Source organism: Polystyrenella longa (genome assembly GCF_007750395.1).
Lineage (GTDB): Bacteria > Planctomycetota > Planctomycetia > Planctomycetales > Planctomycetaceae > Polystyrenella > Polystyrenella longa.
Genome location: NZ_CP036281.1, coordinates 6,109,791 through 6,125,480, shown reverse-complemented (window position 1 = coordinate 6,125,480; position 15,690 = coordinate 6,109,791). Strand labels below are relative to the sequence as shown.

The 15,690-nt window shown below is 50.0% G+C and carries 10 protein-coding genes; 2 read left to right on the top strand and 8 right to left on the bottom strand.

What is annotated here, in order from left to right; all coding sequences use genetic code 11:
* Window positions 1-258: 258 nt before the first annotated feature.
* Together Pla110_RS22470 and Pla110_RS22465 are read right to left on the bottom strand one after the other, a co-directional pair.
* Window positions 259-1,407: a cysteine desulfurase family protein gene (locus tag Pla110_RS22470; RefSeq protein WP_144999468.1), complete on the bottom strand. Its 1,149-nt coding sequence runs from the start codon at window positions 1,405-1,407 to the stop codon at window positions 259-261.
* 267 nt (window positions 1,408-1,674) lie between these two features.
* On the bottom strand, window positions 1,675-1,863 hold the full coding sequence (locus Pla110_RS22465) for a hypothetical protein (protein ID WP_144999465.1): 189 nt from the start codon (window positions 1,861-1,863) through the stop codon (window positions 1,675-1,677).
* 443 nt (window positions 1,864-2,306) lie between these two features.
* On the opposite strand from Pla110_RS22465, the gene Pla110_RS22460 reads away from it, so the two are divergent.
* Window positions 2,307-5,318, top strand: coding sequence for a PVC-type heme-binding CxxCH protein (locus Pla110_RS22460; protein WP_144999463.1), 3,012 nt, complete (start codon window positions 2,307-2,309; stop codon window positions 5,316-5,318).
* A gap of 97 nt (window positions 5,319-5,415) precedes the next feature.
* Here Pla110_RS22460 and Pla110_RS22455 read toward each other — a convergent pair whose 3' ends face one another.
* The 3 genes from Pla110_RS22455 to Pla110_RS22445 all read right to left on the bottom strand — a co-directional run bounded on the left by Pla110_RS22455 (window position 5,416) and on the right by Pla110_RS22445 (window position 10,492).
* Window positions 5,416-6,081, bottom strand: a complete 666-nt coding sequence (locus Pla110_RS22455; RefSeq protein WP_144999461.1) for a hypothetical protein — start codon at window positions 6,079-6,081, stop codon at window positions 5,416-5,418.
* Entirely contained in the window at window positions 6,045-9,164 is a 3,120-nt protein-coding gene (locus Pla110_RS22450; protein ID WP_144999459.1) for a hypothetical protein, read from the bottom strand. The genes Pla110_RS22455 and Pla110_RS22450 overlap by 37 nt, the downstream gene beginning before the upstream one ends.
* A 119-nt stretch (window positions 9,165-9,283) precedes the next feature.
* Complete coding sequence (locus tag Pla110_RS22445; protein WP_197440399.1) at window positions 9,284-10,492, bottom strand: RNA polymerase sigma factor; 1,209 nt, start codon at window positions 10,490-10,492, stop codon at window positions 9,284-9,286.
* A 385-nt stretch (window positions 10,493-10,877) separates the two neighbouring features.
* Here Pla110_RS22445 and Pla110_RS22440 point away from each other — a divergent pair, with 385 nt between their 5' ends.
* Window positions 10,878-11,447: a hypothetical protein gene (locus Pla110_RS22440; RefSeq protein ID WP_231742768.1), complete on the top strand. Its 570-nt coding sequence runs from the start codon at window positions 10,878-10,880 to the stop codon at window positions 11,445-11,447.
* A 474-nt stretch (window positions 11,448-11,921) separates the two neighbouring features.
* On the opposite strand, the gene Pla110_RS22435 is transcribed toward Pla110_RS22440, so the two are convergent.
* The 3 genes from Pla110_RS22435 to Pla110_RS22425 form a co-directional block, all read right to left on the bottom strand.
* The gene (locus Pla110_RS22435; RefSeq protein ID WP_144999456.1) at window positions 11,922-12,779 is read right to left on the bottom strand and encodes a hypothetical protein; all 858 of its coding nucleotides are present in this window, start codon (window positions 12,777-12,779) and stop codon (window positions 11,922-11,924) included.
* Between the two features lie 495 nt (window positions 12,780-13,274).
* Window positions 13,275-14,033, bottom strand: a complete 759-nt coding sequence (locus Pla110_RS22430) for an IclR family transcriptional regulator (protein ID WP_197440398.1) — start codon at window positions 14,031-14,033, stop codon at window positions 13,275-13,277.
* Window positions 14,034-14,207: 174 nt separating this feature from the next.
* A complete protein-coding gene (locus tag Pla110_RS22425; protein WP_144999452.1) occupies window positions 14,208-15,542 on the bottom strand; it encodes a twin-arginine translocation signal domain-containing protein in 1,335 nt (444 codons plus the stop codon).
* Between the last annotated feature and the right edge of the window lie 148 nt (window positions 15,543-15,690).

Below are 15,690 nucleotides of genomic sequence, written 5' to 3'. Positions count from 1 at the left end.
CTCACTTTTTTCCAGAACTGAATCCGACCGAGTGGTCGAATGATTCCGGAGTACCTTCTCCTGTGGAGTGGGACCCTGCCAAAGTCGAGGTTTTCCTCAAACTGACAGACTCCCACAATGTGGGTATTTAGATAAACTTTCCGATCTATATCGTAACCTGTGAAATTTTTTTTACGAAACTTGTTGCTGTTTTGCCCGGCATTTTTGCCAGACTAAATCTACCCGTAAAACGGGTTTCAATCATGTATGTATGTATGTTTATTCTGAGGGTGGTAATTGAGGTTCAACGATCTCAACGATCCGGGCGATCGCTGTTTCAATTTCTTCCGGGGTATTCTGGCAGCTGAAGGAAAATCGGATGGCCGATTCGTAAACAGACTTAGGGGTCTTCATTGCCAGTAGGATTGGGGAAGGCTCGGACGAACCGCTTGCACAGGCGGAACCAGTCGAACAGGCAATCCCCGCCAGGTCCAAACTGATTAAAAGGGCTTCGCCATCCAGGCCGGTGAAAGAGACATTCGATGTCGATGGCAATCGGTCTCCTGCACTTCCACTGATCACAATATTAGGCAAAGCCTGCTTCAGGCCAGACTCAAACTGGTGCTGCATCTCAGTCAGCTTTTTGCTGCGTTCTGCCTTCTGTGAGTGCCATAATTCCAGGGCTTTCGCCATTCCCGCGATTAAGGGAACCGATTCCGTTCCCGCCCGTCGCTCCGATTCCTGAAAACCACCGACCAGTAGCGGTTTCAGCTGACACTTCGATTTCAGCAGCAAGGCCCCAATTCCGCGGGGGCCGTGGAACTTGTGGGCGGTTAAACTGAGGGCGGTGACATTCAATTTGCGGAAATTGACGTCGATCTTGCCGACCGCCTGCACTGCGTCAATGTGCAGGGGAACACGATTATCTTCGCAGAGGTCGATAATGGGATCGAGTGTCTGAATGACGCCTGTTTCGTTGTGCGCCAAAATCACCGTTGCCAGCCGGGCATGGTTCCAAGCCAAGTCGGAGAGCCTCTCCGTAACAATCAATCCCTCTTCATCAATAGGGAATTCGGCGGATGTCCAACCCTGGTCCAGCATCTTCTGAATGGCGGCAGAAGTCGCGGGATGTTCGCCTGGGGCGGACAGGATGAGGCCCTCCGGTGAATACGCCAGTCCCCATAACGCCATATTGATCGATTCGGTACCGCCACTGGTAAAGATGACTTCAGTGGGGTGCGCTCCGAGAATCTCTGCGATTTGCTCGCGAGAGTCCTCTAATGTCTGTCGCGCCTTGCGGCCAGCGGCGTGACGACTACCTGGATTAGCGTAGGCGAGTTCGTGCGCCTCCCGCATCGCTTCCAGCACGGTCGGATCGATCCGCGTGGTGGCGTTGTTATCCAGATAGATAAGGTCAGTCCCAGACATGGACGCAACACACCTGTCGAACAAAAAGTGTTAAGGAACAAGGTATACAAGTGCTAAGAACACTTGTCCGGCGGAGAGCAATAGGCACCTGATTTTGGTGATCGATGCTGTCTCCGGTTCCAGATTACTTAAATCAGGCTCGGCGACAAAGCGGTAAGGTCTCGTTATTCGCTAGACTTTTTGGGACAGGGAAAGCTTGCCTGCTTAGCCCGTTTGATTGTTTGAAAAGCAATAAGAGGCTGTAAAGTTTACGAAATCGAAAGATCTTCACTCTTTATTTAAAGCGAGACCCTGAACAGCATAGGAGAGCAGAAGGTAAGCGAGACAAAGCTCTATATGACCAATGAGAACGGACGTGGCGACGGCGACGATCAACAGACCATAGGAAATCAGCGACAACCCAAGATGAGCCGAGCATTTGTCGGAAGAGGAAATAGGGGTACGGCCGGTACGCATGCAGATAGAGTCCCTCAATAGAGCGAATAGATAGAGTGGCTCCGAGGGAAGAGGAGCAAAGCGACAATCCACAGCCTTAATGGTGGGCTTCAAGGTCGTCGGTATTTAGATGAGTAAGCCAGGTCATCGCCACGTATCCTCCATGGTCACGATGCCTGCAAGAGTTCAGAATAAACGGAGTCCGCAGGAAGGACAAGCATTTAATCTGAACTCTTCAGGACGAGCTTTGGAGTGAGTCTGCGAGGCAATTTGATTCCAGTAAAGTGAGTACAGAATGGAAGTCTTGACGCTGCCAGATATTTTGGCTGACGGTGGGGTTTAGACTGGTATTTCGTGTTCACTCCTGAGAAACTGAATTTTCCTACCCGATCCTTCTGCCTGAAGAAGATCGACCAAATGCTGTTAATGTATGCACTTGCCTCGCTATTGGAAAATTGAAACTCATGAGATCGCTTCCCCTGAGATTATGTTCCCCGAGATTTTTGCTCTGTCTTGGTGTGACCGTTTCCATTCCTCTTGTTTCACTACTCAGCCTGGCCGATGTCGCTCAGCCGGAAAAACCGCTGCTGCCACCGGGACAAGCGACCGCCGCACTGCAGGTTCCCGACGATCTGCAGATTGAACAGGTCCTGTCAGAGCCCGAAGTCAAACAACCGATCTATCTGCAATTCGACGAGCGGGGCCGTTTGTGGGTGATGAATTACGAACAGTATCCGTACCCGGCGGGACTCAAAATGTTGAGCCGCGATAAGTATTGGCGTGCCGTTTATGACAAAGTACCGCCTGCCCCGCCTAACCATGACAAAGGTCTTGACCGGATTACGATCCATGAAGATACCGATGGGGACGGACAGTTTGATACTCACAAGATCTTCCTTGAAGAGCTGAACATCGCCACATCGTTCGCCCGCGGGCGAGGTGGCGTGTATGTATTGAACCCGCCTTACCTCACCTTTTACGCCGATGCCGACAATGACGATGTTCCCGATGGCGACCCCGAGGTTCTGCTCGAAGGGTTCGGAATCGAAGATACCCACTCTGCCGCCAACAGCCTGCGATTTGGGCCCGATGGTTGGTTGTACGGAGCCCAGGGAAGTACGGTCAGCGGTAACGTTAAACATTATCGCGTCGACGAAGCCCCTATCCGCTCGATGGGTCAGCTTATCTGGCGTTTTCATCCCAAAACGAAAGAGTACGAAATCTTTGCCGAAGGGGGCGGGAACGCATTCGGCGTCGAGTTCGATTCCAAAGGACGACTCTTCTCTGGTCATAACGGCGCCAATACCCGCGGATTTCATTACGTCCAGGGTGGGTACTACCAGAAAGGCTTTGCCAAACACGGACCTCTGTCGAACCCATTCGCGTTCGGTTACTTTCCCATGATGAAAAGCCATGACGTCGAACGGTTCACGCACGACTTCATCGTTTACGAAGGGGACGCGCTTCCCGATAAATACGACGGCAAGATCTATGGGGTGGAACCTCTTCAGGGACGCATCGTCTATTGTGATTTCCTACCCGATCAATCGTCTTTCAAAACAAACGACCTGGGACATGTGATTACATCAGAAGATCCGAACTTCCGTCCCATTGATATCATCGCCGGACCGGATGGTGCCATTTATGTGTCCGACATGTACGAACCTCAGATTGCTCACCTGATGCACTTCGAAGGGCGTGTGGATAATACGAACGGTCGTGTCTACCGCCTCTCCGCAAAAGGAGCAACTTCAAATCTAAGAGTAGGCCTCGACAAGAAGTCGGGTGCTGAACTCATCGAGACATTGAAGAACCCCAACAAATGGTATCGACAGACAGCCTTAAGGTTACTGGGTGACCGGCAGGATGAATCGCTGATTCCTCAGATCAAAGAGCAAATTCTGACCAGCGAAGGTCAGTTTGCTCTCGAACAGTTGTGGGCCCTGTATCAGATGGGTGGCTTGGATGATGAATTCGGCGTCAAAATGCTCGGGCATCTCGATCCTTATGTTCGCCAGTGGACCGTTCGTCTGCTGTGCGACGATCACGAGATCAGCCCCGAAGTGGCGTTGCACCTGACGACGATAGCTCAGCTCGAAAAAAACGTTTACGTTCGCAGCCAACTGGCCAGTTCAGCCCGCCGCTTACCCGTCGCACAGATGATTCCCATCGTTCACGAACTCATTGCCCGCGCGGAAGACAAAGACGATATTCACTTGCCGCTGTTGATCTGGTGGGCAATTGAAGACAAAGCCGAAAGCGACACCGAAACAATTCTCGCCTGGCTCGAAAACGATCAAATCTGGACGCAACCGATTTTCCAGGAACACATCGCCGGTCGCCTAATGCGGCGTTTCGCTCAGGCTGGTACTCGTAAAAATCTCATCACCTGTGCTCGCCTGTTTGCTATGGCTCCCGATAAAAAAGGGACGGACCTGTTAATGACAGGTTTTGAAGAAGCTTTCCAGGGACGCTCCTTAACTGAGTTGCCTCAGGAACTGATCGACGCGCTAAGCAAGGCTGGCGGTGGTTCGGTTGCACTTCGGTTCCGTCAGGGAGATGCCGAAGCAGTGAAAGAAGTTCTGGCCGCGGTGGTGAATGAATCAACCAAACCCGAACAGAAACAGGAATTTGTAAAGCTACTTGGTGAAAGCAAAGTCGAAGGCGCCGTTCCAGTGATGTTGCAACTGGTTACCTCCAGTGATCAAGTGGAACTTCAGAAAGAGCTGCTGACGGCGCTACAAGCCTATGCGGAACCTGATATCGCGGCTGCCGTACTCTCGCACTACGCCGACTGGTCTCCGGAAGTTCAGGAAGTAGCTCAAACCCTGCTTGTCAGTCGAGAAGCCTGGGCGAAGCTGTTCCTGAAAGCGGTTGAAGAAGAAAAACTGAAACCGGAAGAGATCCCATTGCCCGTCGTTCGTAAAATGACGATCTATCAGGATGAAGAAATCGGTCGTCAGATTGCGATTCACTGGGCCAATGTGGAAGGGGCTTCGTCCGATGAAATGAAGGCGGCCATCGAAACTTATTCCAAGCTGATTCAAGCCGGAAAAGAGGATGATCGAAAGCACGGAAAAGAACTGTATATGAAGTCGTGCGGCAAATGCCACATTCTCTTCGGAGAAGGGGGGCGCGTCGGGCCGGAGCTGACTCACTTCAAACGGGACGACTGGTTGAACATGCTGATCAACATTGTGAACCCGAGTGCCGATATTCGCGAAGGGTTCGAAACCTTCACCGTCATCACCGAGGAAGGGCGTATTGTAAACGGTTTCATGTTCGACCAGGATAACCAGGTCATCGTCCTACGTGGTGCCGATGGGCAGAAAATCTCGATTGAACGAGACAACATCGACGAGATGCTTGGTTCCAAGAAATCGATCATGCCCGAAGGTCTGCTCGACGACTACAGCGAACAGGACGTCCGCGATCTCTTTTCCTACCTCCGCTCGACGCAACCGATTAACTATTAAGGCATCTGCTTCAATAAAGAGTGGCGAGCATCATGCATTCTGCGCCATCGTGGCGTCCAGTAATCTCGTTGAGATAGGAGCGTGAGGTCGCCTCTTGTTAGTCGGAAATGTCATCGGTGATGTTCAAGCGGTAACAGTGCGGGAAAAATTTCGTCAGCTTCTGTTTGTCCCGATCGGAGATCCTTCGCTGAGAGTGCAAGTTCATCCGGAGGATTCCGGAAAGGTTGCTCAACTCATCCAGAGCTGTAGATGAAAACGAACCTTTGATATTTAAATGATAAAGCTCGGGCTTGTCGTTCAAATAGCTTAGCCCTTTTTCGGTCACTGTCGGGCCGCCGATGTTCAACTCTTTCAGTTGGTTGAGCTTCGCGAGGTGTTTCATACCGTCATCGGTGATGCTCTCCTGGAAACCGATCTGCAGTACTTCCAAGTGGGTGCAGTTTGCAAGACAAGCGAGATCTTCGTCGCGGATGTCGGGCAGCAGAACCGATCTCAGTTGGGTCATATGACTGATGTTGAGAATCTCCTCGTTATTTCGGGGAGGATCGACGTATGCATTAATCTTTTGCAGTTCGGTCAGATCACTGAGATGGTTCAATGCAGAGAGAGTCATTCCCGTTTGAAATGGAATGTACAACTTCGTTAACGACCGGAGAGAATTCAGTTTGGCCAGATCGTCATTTTGCATGTTTTCAATGTGCGGGATCAGCAACTCTTTGAGTGTCGTCATTTTCGCCAGGACATCCAACCCGTTCCTCTCCATCCCTTTATCGTGAATGAAAAAATCTCCAGTTGGTCCAATGAGCGAAGTGGTTCCAACATCGCGGATGAGATAGGTCTGAGATCGCGCTGATAACCCCGACCGATCGTAAGAGAACGTAGCTTCAGAAATTGGCTGGCAACCTGAAAGACTTCTTCCGACATTCCTGTGGTGGGTAAGTTCAAATGCTCCAGCGAGTCGATTTTGTTCAGCTGAGAAATTCCCTCAGAAGTGAGAAAATGGCTCTGTCGTTGACTGTTTGTTTGGCTGAGATTAAGACGACGAAGTCGGCGTAGACTTCCAATATGTTTTAGTCCAGCATCGGTGAACGTCGTCGAATAGGACAGGTTCAGATTCTCCAACTGAGGCATTTGCGAAATCGATTTTAAGCCAGTATCGGTAAGTTGAGAACTGTCCAATAACAACTGTTTGATCGAGCTCGACTCTTTCAAATGAACCATATGCCGATCCTGAAAGGGAGAGCTGCTGCAGGCGAAAATGTCCAACTCGGGAAGACTGGAGATGGTTTGTAGTCCCGGACCGCTGACATTATGAACCCGTAACGAGATCTGTTTAAGTTTGGCCAAGTCTTTCAAATGAGTCAGACCACTATCGTTCCACAGGCCTTCCCCCAGATGTAAGAATTCCAGTTTGGTTAACTTTCCAATAATCGCGAGACCATCATTGCCGAGCTTCGGTGAATAAACAGACAACGATTCCAACTGGGGAAGCGCTTGCAGAAAACGAAATCCTCGATCGGAGACATCGACGAAGGAAAGTTTCAACCGCGACAAACCAGTCAAATGTTGGAGGTGTCGGACATCGTCATCTCCCACTCGAAATTGATAACCGGGAATGAATGGATGTACCTCGAATTCATGCAGATCATCCGATGCCAGTCGAGAAATCCACGCCATATTGCGAGCGGTTCCGGCGTTCAGTTTAAATTTGACATGCGATTCAACCGGAACTCGGATATCACCACGTGCTTCACCTAAGCGATTCCAGTCCCACTCGGAATCCGACCGGACATCTAGGGGTTGATCGGGGAATGGATCAGGAACTTTCTCATTGGCGATAAACACCTCTCCGACAGAATGCGTTTTCGGAAAGTGCAATACCCTATGCGTGGTGGTCTCTGGGGAAGTCGCTTCTGCACTGAGTGGTTTTCGATACGTGACGTTTCGAACTTTGTGTTCAATAGGCGAGTTCAAACTTTGGGGATCAGGGACACTTTGTTTGATCTGTAAACTGTAGAGATGGGGTAATGATTGGGCCAGGTGTTTCTGCACTTTAGTGTTGATTGAATGCGGGGTCTGGATTTCGATCGACCATAAATTTCTCAGTTGGGATAATGACTGGATACCCTCATCGGTAAAATCTCCGATCAGGTTGATTATAGAAAGAGCCGGTTTCCCTTGCAGGTACTGAAGAGAAGCATCCGAAAGACGGGGGCCTCCGACGGTGAGTATTTGCAAACTCGGGAGGTCTGCAAGATGCGCCATACCGATATCGCTGATACTGGTTTGAGGTACGATTTGTAATCGTGTCAGTTTCTTGCAGTTCTTCAGCCAGACCAGGTCTTTATCGCGCACTGAGGGCAGCATGAGGAAGTCCAACTTGGATAAATTGGAGAGGTCCAACGGGGGATCATCGACAGCCGGGGGTTGGAATTCATTAACTTGAAGCAATCTCAGTTCGGAAAGTTCATTCAACGAGTTCAGCGCCGCAGAGGTCATTACTGTTTCTTTTGGCCCCGACAGTTTTTCCAGTCGATGTAGCGAACTGATCAGTTTCAGGCTGTTATTGGATTCGTTGATAATCGTAGGGAGATGCAGCACCTTCAGATTGGAAAGAGAACCAATATAGCCCAACCCAGTTTCGGTTATTCCCTTTGTGTTCAAATGCAGTTCTTCAAGTTGGGTGAGTTTGGGCAGGTTCTTCATCGCGTCGTCGGAGAGAGGGGTCTTCTGGTCGACACCGCCCCAGAATTGCTTGAGATGAGGTAACGCCGTGATCAGTTCCAGTACTTCTTCTCCTATTCCCTGACTGGGTAAATAGAGTTTCTCCAACGTGTTGATTTCTGTCAGATGCTGAACCCCTTTCAATGTGATTCGATTTTCTTTTCGAGATACATTGGCGTTCATCAAATTGAGCCGCTTCAATTTCTTTAACTGCTGAAGTTGTTCCAGGCCTTGATCGGTAACGAGTTGGTTTCCCGACAGGTTCACGGACTCCAGATTGGGAAAGCCTGTCAGCAGCGAAAGTCCCCTGTCGGAAATGATCGACCTATCGAGCTGAATCTCTCGAAGCGAAGTTGAGTGATTAAAATAACTCAGCTGCTGATCGGAAATGTCGATGGCCAGAGACTCAAGAGCGGGCAGTTGTTTTAGAAACGAGAGTCCAGGCCCTTTGACATCCAGTGTGCTGAAAAACAATCGACGCACCGATTTGAGGCCGGAGAGATGGGTCAGACCGATATCATTCCAGGTCCCTTTTCCAAGATTTAATTCTTCCAGTTGTTCAAGCTGACCGATGACTTTGAGACCACGGTTTCCCAGTTTTGGAGAGTAGTAACCTAACGATTTCAGTCTACGCATTTCTTTCAAAAAATTCAGCCCACGATCAGAAACGTCGACATGATACAACTGCAGGCAGGTTAGTCCGGTGAGATGTCGGAGGTGTCGAACATCGTTGTCACCAACTCGCAACTGATGTTGTGGAAGCAAAGGAGAGAGCTCGAATTCAAAGAGGTCATCCGGTTTTAAGTGGGAAATCCAGGCGAGGTTTCGCGCTGTGCCGACATTAACTTGTAGTTTGATAATGGCATCTACCGGTACACTCACATCCCCTTGGGCCTCTCCCACCAGGTTCCACACCATGACGTTCAATGGTCGGACCTGTTTGACGAGATCACTGTTCTCTGCAGGATCAACATGCCAGTAGGAGGAATAGACGCGTCCGACAGAATGCGTTGTCGGAAAGTGGAGAGTTCGATTCTCTTCCGTTTGTTCCGGGGCTGCCCAAATCAGGCTACTGTTTAGAAGAGTGATCGAAAACAGGATCGAGAGAGACCACAACCGCATGATGAATTCTCCTGGGGGTGAGACAAGTGCCCGCGATCTAACGTCCGGCAGGCCGGACTAAGTCCGACCTGCAATAGGGAGACTAAACAGCCTCACATGAGAAGTAAGGATAGTCTAGCTTACTTGGTTCCAGCACCATTCCGGTTGATCGTACCCGCGCCGAATCCACCGCCGCTGGGACTTCCACCCAGAGGAGGTTGCAGTGGATCATCAGCAGAGCGAACACCAACACCACTGAAGACTTCAATCGAATCGGAAGGAGGTTCAGCAGGTCCTCCAATATTGGAACCGTTTATTGATATTCGACCACGCCGCACAGGTGCGGCACCGGCGGCTGGTTTGCTCGCTCTAATGGTGTTGGAATTCAACGAGGCTCCGATCTGGTTGGTCTCCGTTTTGATTTCGATCTGGTTAGAATCGCCAGAAATTTCACCGTCGGCGTTCTTGCTGACTTTTGATGTCGATTTGGCATCCGATTGTTCATCGGAACCGGAAATGGAAATGCCGGTGATCAGAGCACCTGCAATCAAAATGGCGCCGCCAATACAGACGGCTAAACTTGTTCTTGAAACTGCGGGCATGACTTTTTGTCCTAGATTAAGAGAAGCTTGAGAAAGAGAATTTGGGGAACTCAAAGTGGCACCAGCCTCGGCACCGCTGTATGACAAACATTGTTCGATAGTTTTGTTAATCATTTCCGTTGAGGCGTTGGCAGCGGCTTGTGCGTAGTCCAATCTCCAGGAGGCCAGAATAGCGGCCATCGCGATACCCCGCTTTAACAGACGCTTTCGCAATAGTTCTCGCCCCTTCATCAACCGGGCTTTTACGGCGGCATCGGTTACTTGTAGTTCATCCGCCGCCTCCTTGCGTGACATACTGTTCAAATAACAGAGAATCAGTGGCCCCCGATAACGTTCCGGAAGTCGTTCAACTTCTTCATGTAGAACCACGAATTGCTGTTTGGATTGAGTGTGGTGAGCCAATTCGGTGGGAGTGATATTTTCGTCGTTGTATTCCACGGTCATCTGTTTTTTCCGCCGTCGATTCGTCTGGCAGGCTTCATGGTAGGAAACCCGGTACAGCCAACTCGTCAGGAATGCTCCGTTTTTGATCGTCGCCCCCTTCTGAACCAGCTTTAAAAAGACCGCTTGAAAAACATCCTCGGCCTCGTGCTGGTCGTCCACGATTTGTCGGCAGACGGACATCACCAATGCCGAATGTTTTCGGATCAGAAGAGTTAAGGCAGCCTCGTCCCCATGATTGACGAACCGATCCAATAACTCGGAATCGATAATGTATGGAGACGGGAGTTCATTGTTCTGGGTCATGTTTTCATCCGCATAGTCAGTTGTTCTGTCTAAGTAGGAGGCGCAAGCTTGTCCCGATGGACTTGAAAACGATGATTTCGTCCCACATTTTTGGAAAAGTAGGGACGAAAACAGTGAATCAGCTCGAAGTTCAAGCCGTTGTCGTGAACGGAAACCTAATAAATATAGTAACTTATGGAAAAGCGACTGCCTGTTTCGCGATCCTGGTTTCCTACCGAGATTATCGCCGATATCGTGCATGAAGTGCTCAATTTTACAGGTCTGAAATTCGTCTTGAGCTAAATTGCCAATTCGAGGAAACTCCCCGGCAGCTGTTTTTCTGCGCAGGGTGAGGTTCTTTCACGATCATTCTGCGTTCAATGTGTCTGCAAACATGGGTTCGTGCATGCGTTGGTGTTTTCTGACAAGTTTGATGCTGATCGGAGGTTACCTCCTGCTGGGAGGGTGCGCCACAACTCCGATTGCGATGCAGCAAACCCGGACCTTAGGCCCGGTTTTTGTCTCCACACAGAACGAAGAGTTTGTCTGGGAACGCGCCGTCGATGTGTTGCACGATTACCCTTTCACGATCAAACGGGAAAACAAACTCGCCGGAGTGATCGAAACCGAATACAAAGTCGGGTCGGGAGTTCTTGAACCGTGGCATAAAGAAACGATCGGCATGGACGCACGGCTGGAAAGTACGCTGCAATCAATCCGTCGCCGCGTCCTGATCAACGTCCGTCGAGATGACGCCGGTTACTTCGTCGATGTCGAAGCGTATAAAGAGATCGAAGATCTGGAAGGCCTCGCTGCAAACTCTGCCGGCGGAGCGACCTTCCTGGAAACGAGTCCGCTGGAACGAGACTACAACCTCGTCGTCGGCCAATCCACCCCCTCCGGTTGGATCTCCAAAGGCCGTGACTTCGCTCTCGAACAAGACCTCCTCCAACGCCTCCAACTCGCCTACCGCTAATGAGGCGTCCGCCTCGATGGGGCGGCTATTGGACACGAGGATACTTAAACGTATGGCTTTGTGCCGCCAGTGCGCGATAGGATCCTATTGTGGAAAGTCCTCACACTTTGGGGAATAACTCGAACCTATCTGATCTCAAAGAATAGGGTGCCCCGGCTAGCTCGCCTAGCCGGGCGATAACAGTTACGGAGAGCGATTGCCTGGAGTAAACTAAAACGCGGAATAGGTTATTAAAAAGTCGAAGATCGACCGTTAATCATCCACTGATGGCATAACCCATAAAGGCACGGTTTGACGAGCAAACCGTGGCACCCGAAAGCAGAATAACCAACCAGACATTTACCGGTAGACGAAACCTTACTTCGAATACCAACCGACTTCGACTGCTGCCTCGGGACGACGACGTAAGCTTTTTCTTCACCTCGTTCAATCGCAATTTACTGTTTCTTGATCTACTTCAAGTCGTTGCGTTGCTCATGGCGTATTTTTACGTAGTTTCGTGCTTTTAACGCCTGACCGTTTTCTCATGTAAAAGACAAAAAGCAACACAGCGAAAATCGCGATTACTAGAATAAGGTAATAGTACCCGGTAGTGGATTTATCTTTTTTAACGCTATTAACATCACGTTCTTTGGACTTTGTCTTCTTTGCACCAACTATGGTAGATACGTATTCCTCTCCGCGATAGTCTTGTACTATTGAGTGGACAGGCAAATCCTCTTCGAAACGTGAATATACAAGATCATAGACATCTTTGTCATAACTCCCTGCGAAGTTATCGTGATGATAATCGGTTTTAATTTCTTGCCCATTAATAAAATGAGACCAACTTCCGCTGGCCGCGATGGGCAAATTAACTGGCTTCGATTCAATGAGTTTCCCGGATGTCTTGACTTGAACAAAGGGGATCTCCTTCTTGGGGCGAAAGAAAGACGCTTCCCTCACAAGATAATCATTTTCCACATCAACGATCAATTTCCAAGTCCCCGAGTAGTTCGGGTTAAGGAATCCGCTTCCAGTCAAACGCACTAATGAACTGTTGTTTTGACTTTCCTCCGTTGGCGCATTTTCATCAATGCTGAGGGTGTTTATGTATTTTGACATTCCTCGCCCTGTAGTCCATTTGTATTTTACAGCGAACCCGAACATGGAAATGTCGTCTGGAGCGTATAATATTTTGGTCGACTGAATGTTTTTGTCAATTACTGCATCGCCATCCTCGGCGTATGTAAGCAGCGTATCCGAGAGGAGTCCGGAGTACTCACTATTGAATATTGCATACTCGTTTAGGTGAACTCCAGCGACAACGTCCATCTGTGAGAGTGGTGGCACAGACGACGGTGGATCAACTTTAATTAGATTACTTGATAATGCTTGATTAGCACCGTTGCTAGTAAAGCTATAGCCGACTGTTTTACCCTTATTGTAAACTCCCGACTGTTTAGTTCCCTCCGATATCGCCTTTCCCCGAACGGTGTATTCGTCTAACGAATTGTCCCTCTTTCGCAATTCTTCAAGGTAATCGATTTATCTTCCGTTTTGAGAGGTGGGCGGTTCCAATGCCATGCAGGAACGGGAAAACAGGACGGCCAGACAGCATGCGGAGAGTAGCTGTACCATTGGAAGTGCTGTTAAATTTGATTCTATTTGAAACATATTGCACCTTGTCTAAAGCGTTGAAAACGAATGGTCAGTAAAAGTTCCGTGTTGGAAGATCGACCGTTAATCATCCACTGATGACAGAACCCACAAAGGCACGGTTTGACGAGCAAACCGTGGCACCCGAAAGCAGAATAACCAACCAGACGTTTACCAGTAGACGAAGCCTTACTTCGAATACCAACCGACTTCGACTGCGGCCTCGGCTGCGATTCCTTTAGCGAGGATGGCGATTTCTTCGAGACGTTCCTGGCTGAGGCGGTAACTGGGGCCGCCGACCATCAGCCCCGCTCCGATTCGTTTGTTGCCGGTTAACTCGGGCGAGGTTGGCATGGGGACGACGACGTAGGCTTTTTCTTCACCTCGTTCAAACGCAATTTGCTGTTTCTTGATCTGCTTTAAGACGTTGCGGCATTGGTCCCAGTCAGTCAACGGATTTGTGCCCGTTTTCTGATCCGCTTCCCAGATCTGCCTGACTTCTTCATCGGTGAACTTCGACAGAATCAATCGCCCGGCGATATGGTTCCACGGTGGGCATCGTAAACCGACCGGCTCTTCCAGTCGGATTTCATGCCGAGAGATTGCCTGATAAAGATAGGCGATCTGTCCCTGATCGTAATGAACCGCGATGGCAGTCTCTTCCGTTTCCACGGCAAGGCGCTCAACAAAGGGGATAATCAGTTTGCGAACAGGCATTCGATTCTGAAGATAGACGCCCAGTTCAAACAAACGGAGTCCCAGGTCATAGCGACCACCATCGATAATCCGCACGAAGCCTCCCGACCGCAGCGTCGTGAGCAGGCGAGAGACAGCGCTTTTATCGAGATCGAGCGAGCGGCTAAGATCCATCACACCCATCGGTCCTTTTTCACCGAGGGCGTTAAGCAATGTCATCGCCTTAACGAGGGTACCAACCGGTTGTGCCATCTTTATCTTCCGAAGTGCTTTGATCGATCTCGTGAGTGGGCACGAGTCCAAGGTCATTTTCCAGTCCAATAACCGCAACGCCTACCCCGGGCGAAACTTTGATACGACGTTACCAGATCGGTAACAGACTTGCCACTCGTGCTCACTGGGAGTGCCGATCAAATGGAACGGAGTTCAAAGACCTTGCGGTACAATCAATTCCGGTTCCGGCATATCTTCGGTAATGATCTTCCAGCTACCGCCCATTTCCCGCATCGCTTTGTAGTCCTTCGCTTTGTAACTGAACTCCAACTGCGGAGTGTCGAGCGCTTTGCCCTCGTGACGGGAATGCATGGAGGCATCCAGAATACCACTAGTCAACAAAGTGCGTTCGACAGGGTAGGGGGCTTCACCGTTTTTGAAATGGGTTTGAATCGCATGGGACAGCGCTTTGAATAAGTTGCGGTTTTGCCACGGACCCACATAGAAGGAAGTCTTCTGAATCTGGGGCTCCCCTTTGATACGACAGGCGAAGTTCCAGCGAATCCCACTACCGGGCAAGCTCAGCGCCGTCGCTTTAAAGCCATCCTTATAATGCAGCAGAATTCCGTGGGTAGGGTGAGGATATTCTTCCCCTTTGATCTCGCGATAATCTTTGGGTTTGTAACCGAGTTCGTTTTCCATCGCAGCCTGGGCAAGCGACGCATCCCAGCGTCCTGCTTCGGCAGCGGCCCACAGAGCATCTCCATCGAGGAACTCGACTTTAGATACACCCGATTCACCCCCTTGGCGATCTTCCACCATCGACTGCAAAACTTCGAGGGCATGGAAGTCATAACTCTCAACCCCACCACCATGAATCGAAACCGCTTCTTCAAACGGAGCGCCGGAAGGAATTTCCAGTCGAGGACGTCGTTGTGCTAAAGGTACAGAGCTTCCGGCCATCAGAGGAATGCCATATTGTTGTGCGGTGTCGTACATCTCTTTCGCTTCTTCCCATTTGTAGGAAAGATGTTTGTCATTGAAGACAGGAACGAATCGATTCGCCCGTTTCATTTCGGCAACGGCTTCATCGAAGAGTCGTTTACGAGGATACATATGCTGCCCGAGGCTGTTGTGGGCGTAGTTGCCATGCTCACCGATATTCAAGATCGCATCAACCGCCAGCTTGTCGCCACCCTGACAGAGGGCTTCGCCGATGGTTTTATAAAGTGGAATGGGGAACTGCTCCAGAACTTCATCGACGATGTCGTTGTCTGTCCGTTGATCGAAGTAGATGGAAACAACTTCCACACCCGGGTTGGTTCGCTGGGCGTTGAACAGATAATCCTGCAGGAAGTTTTCCAGAATCACATGCGCGTGCGAACGATGGAACATCACCGTACAGATGGCCGCGACCCGAATCGGCTTATCGCCCGGCTTCGCTTCCGCCCGCAACACCGAAGGGAGGAATAAACCGGCCGCAGCCGCCAGCGAAGAATGTTTCAGGAAGTCACGACGTGTAGTAGAAGAAGGTTGTTCGACAGGCATGTGATGGACCTCATTATAGCAAGCAGGTGTGAGTGGGGTGGGCGCTGGTCAGGTGGGACAGTCTCGCCAAGTCGCGAGTCTATCTTTCCATTCTAAACTGATAAACGAACGAATTCCTACTGTAAAAAGGGATTTCAGGCCGCTGCAG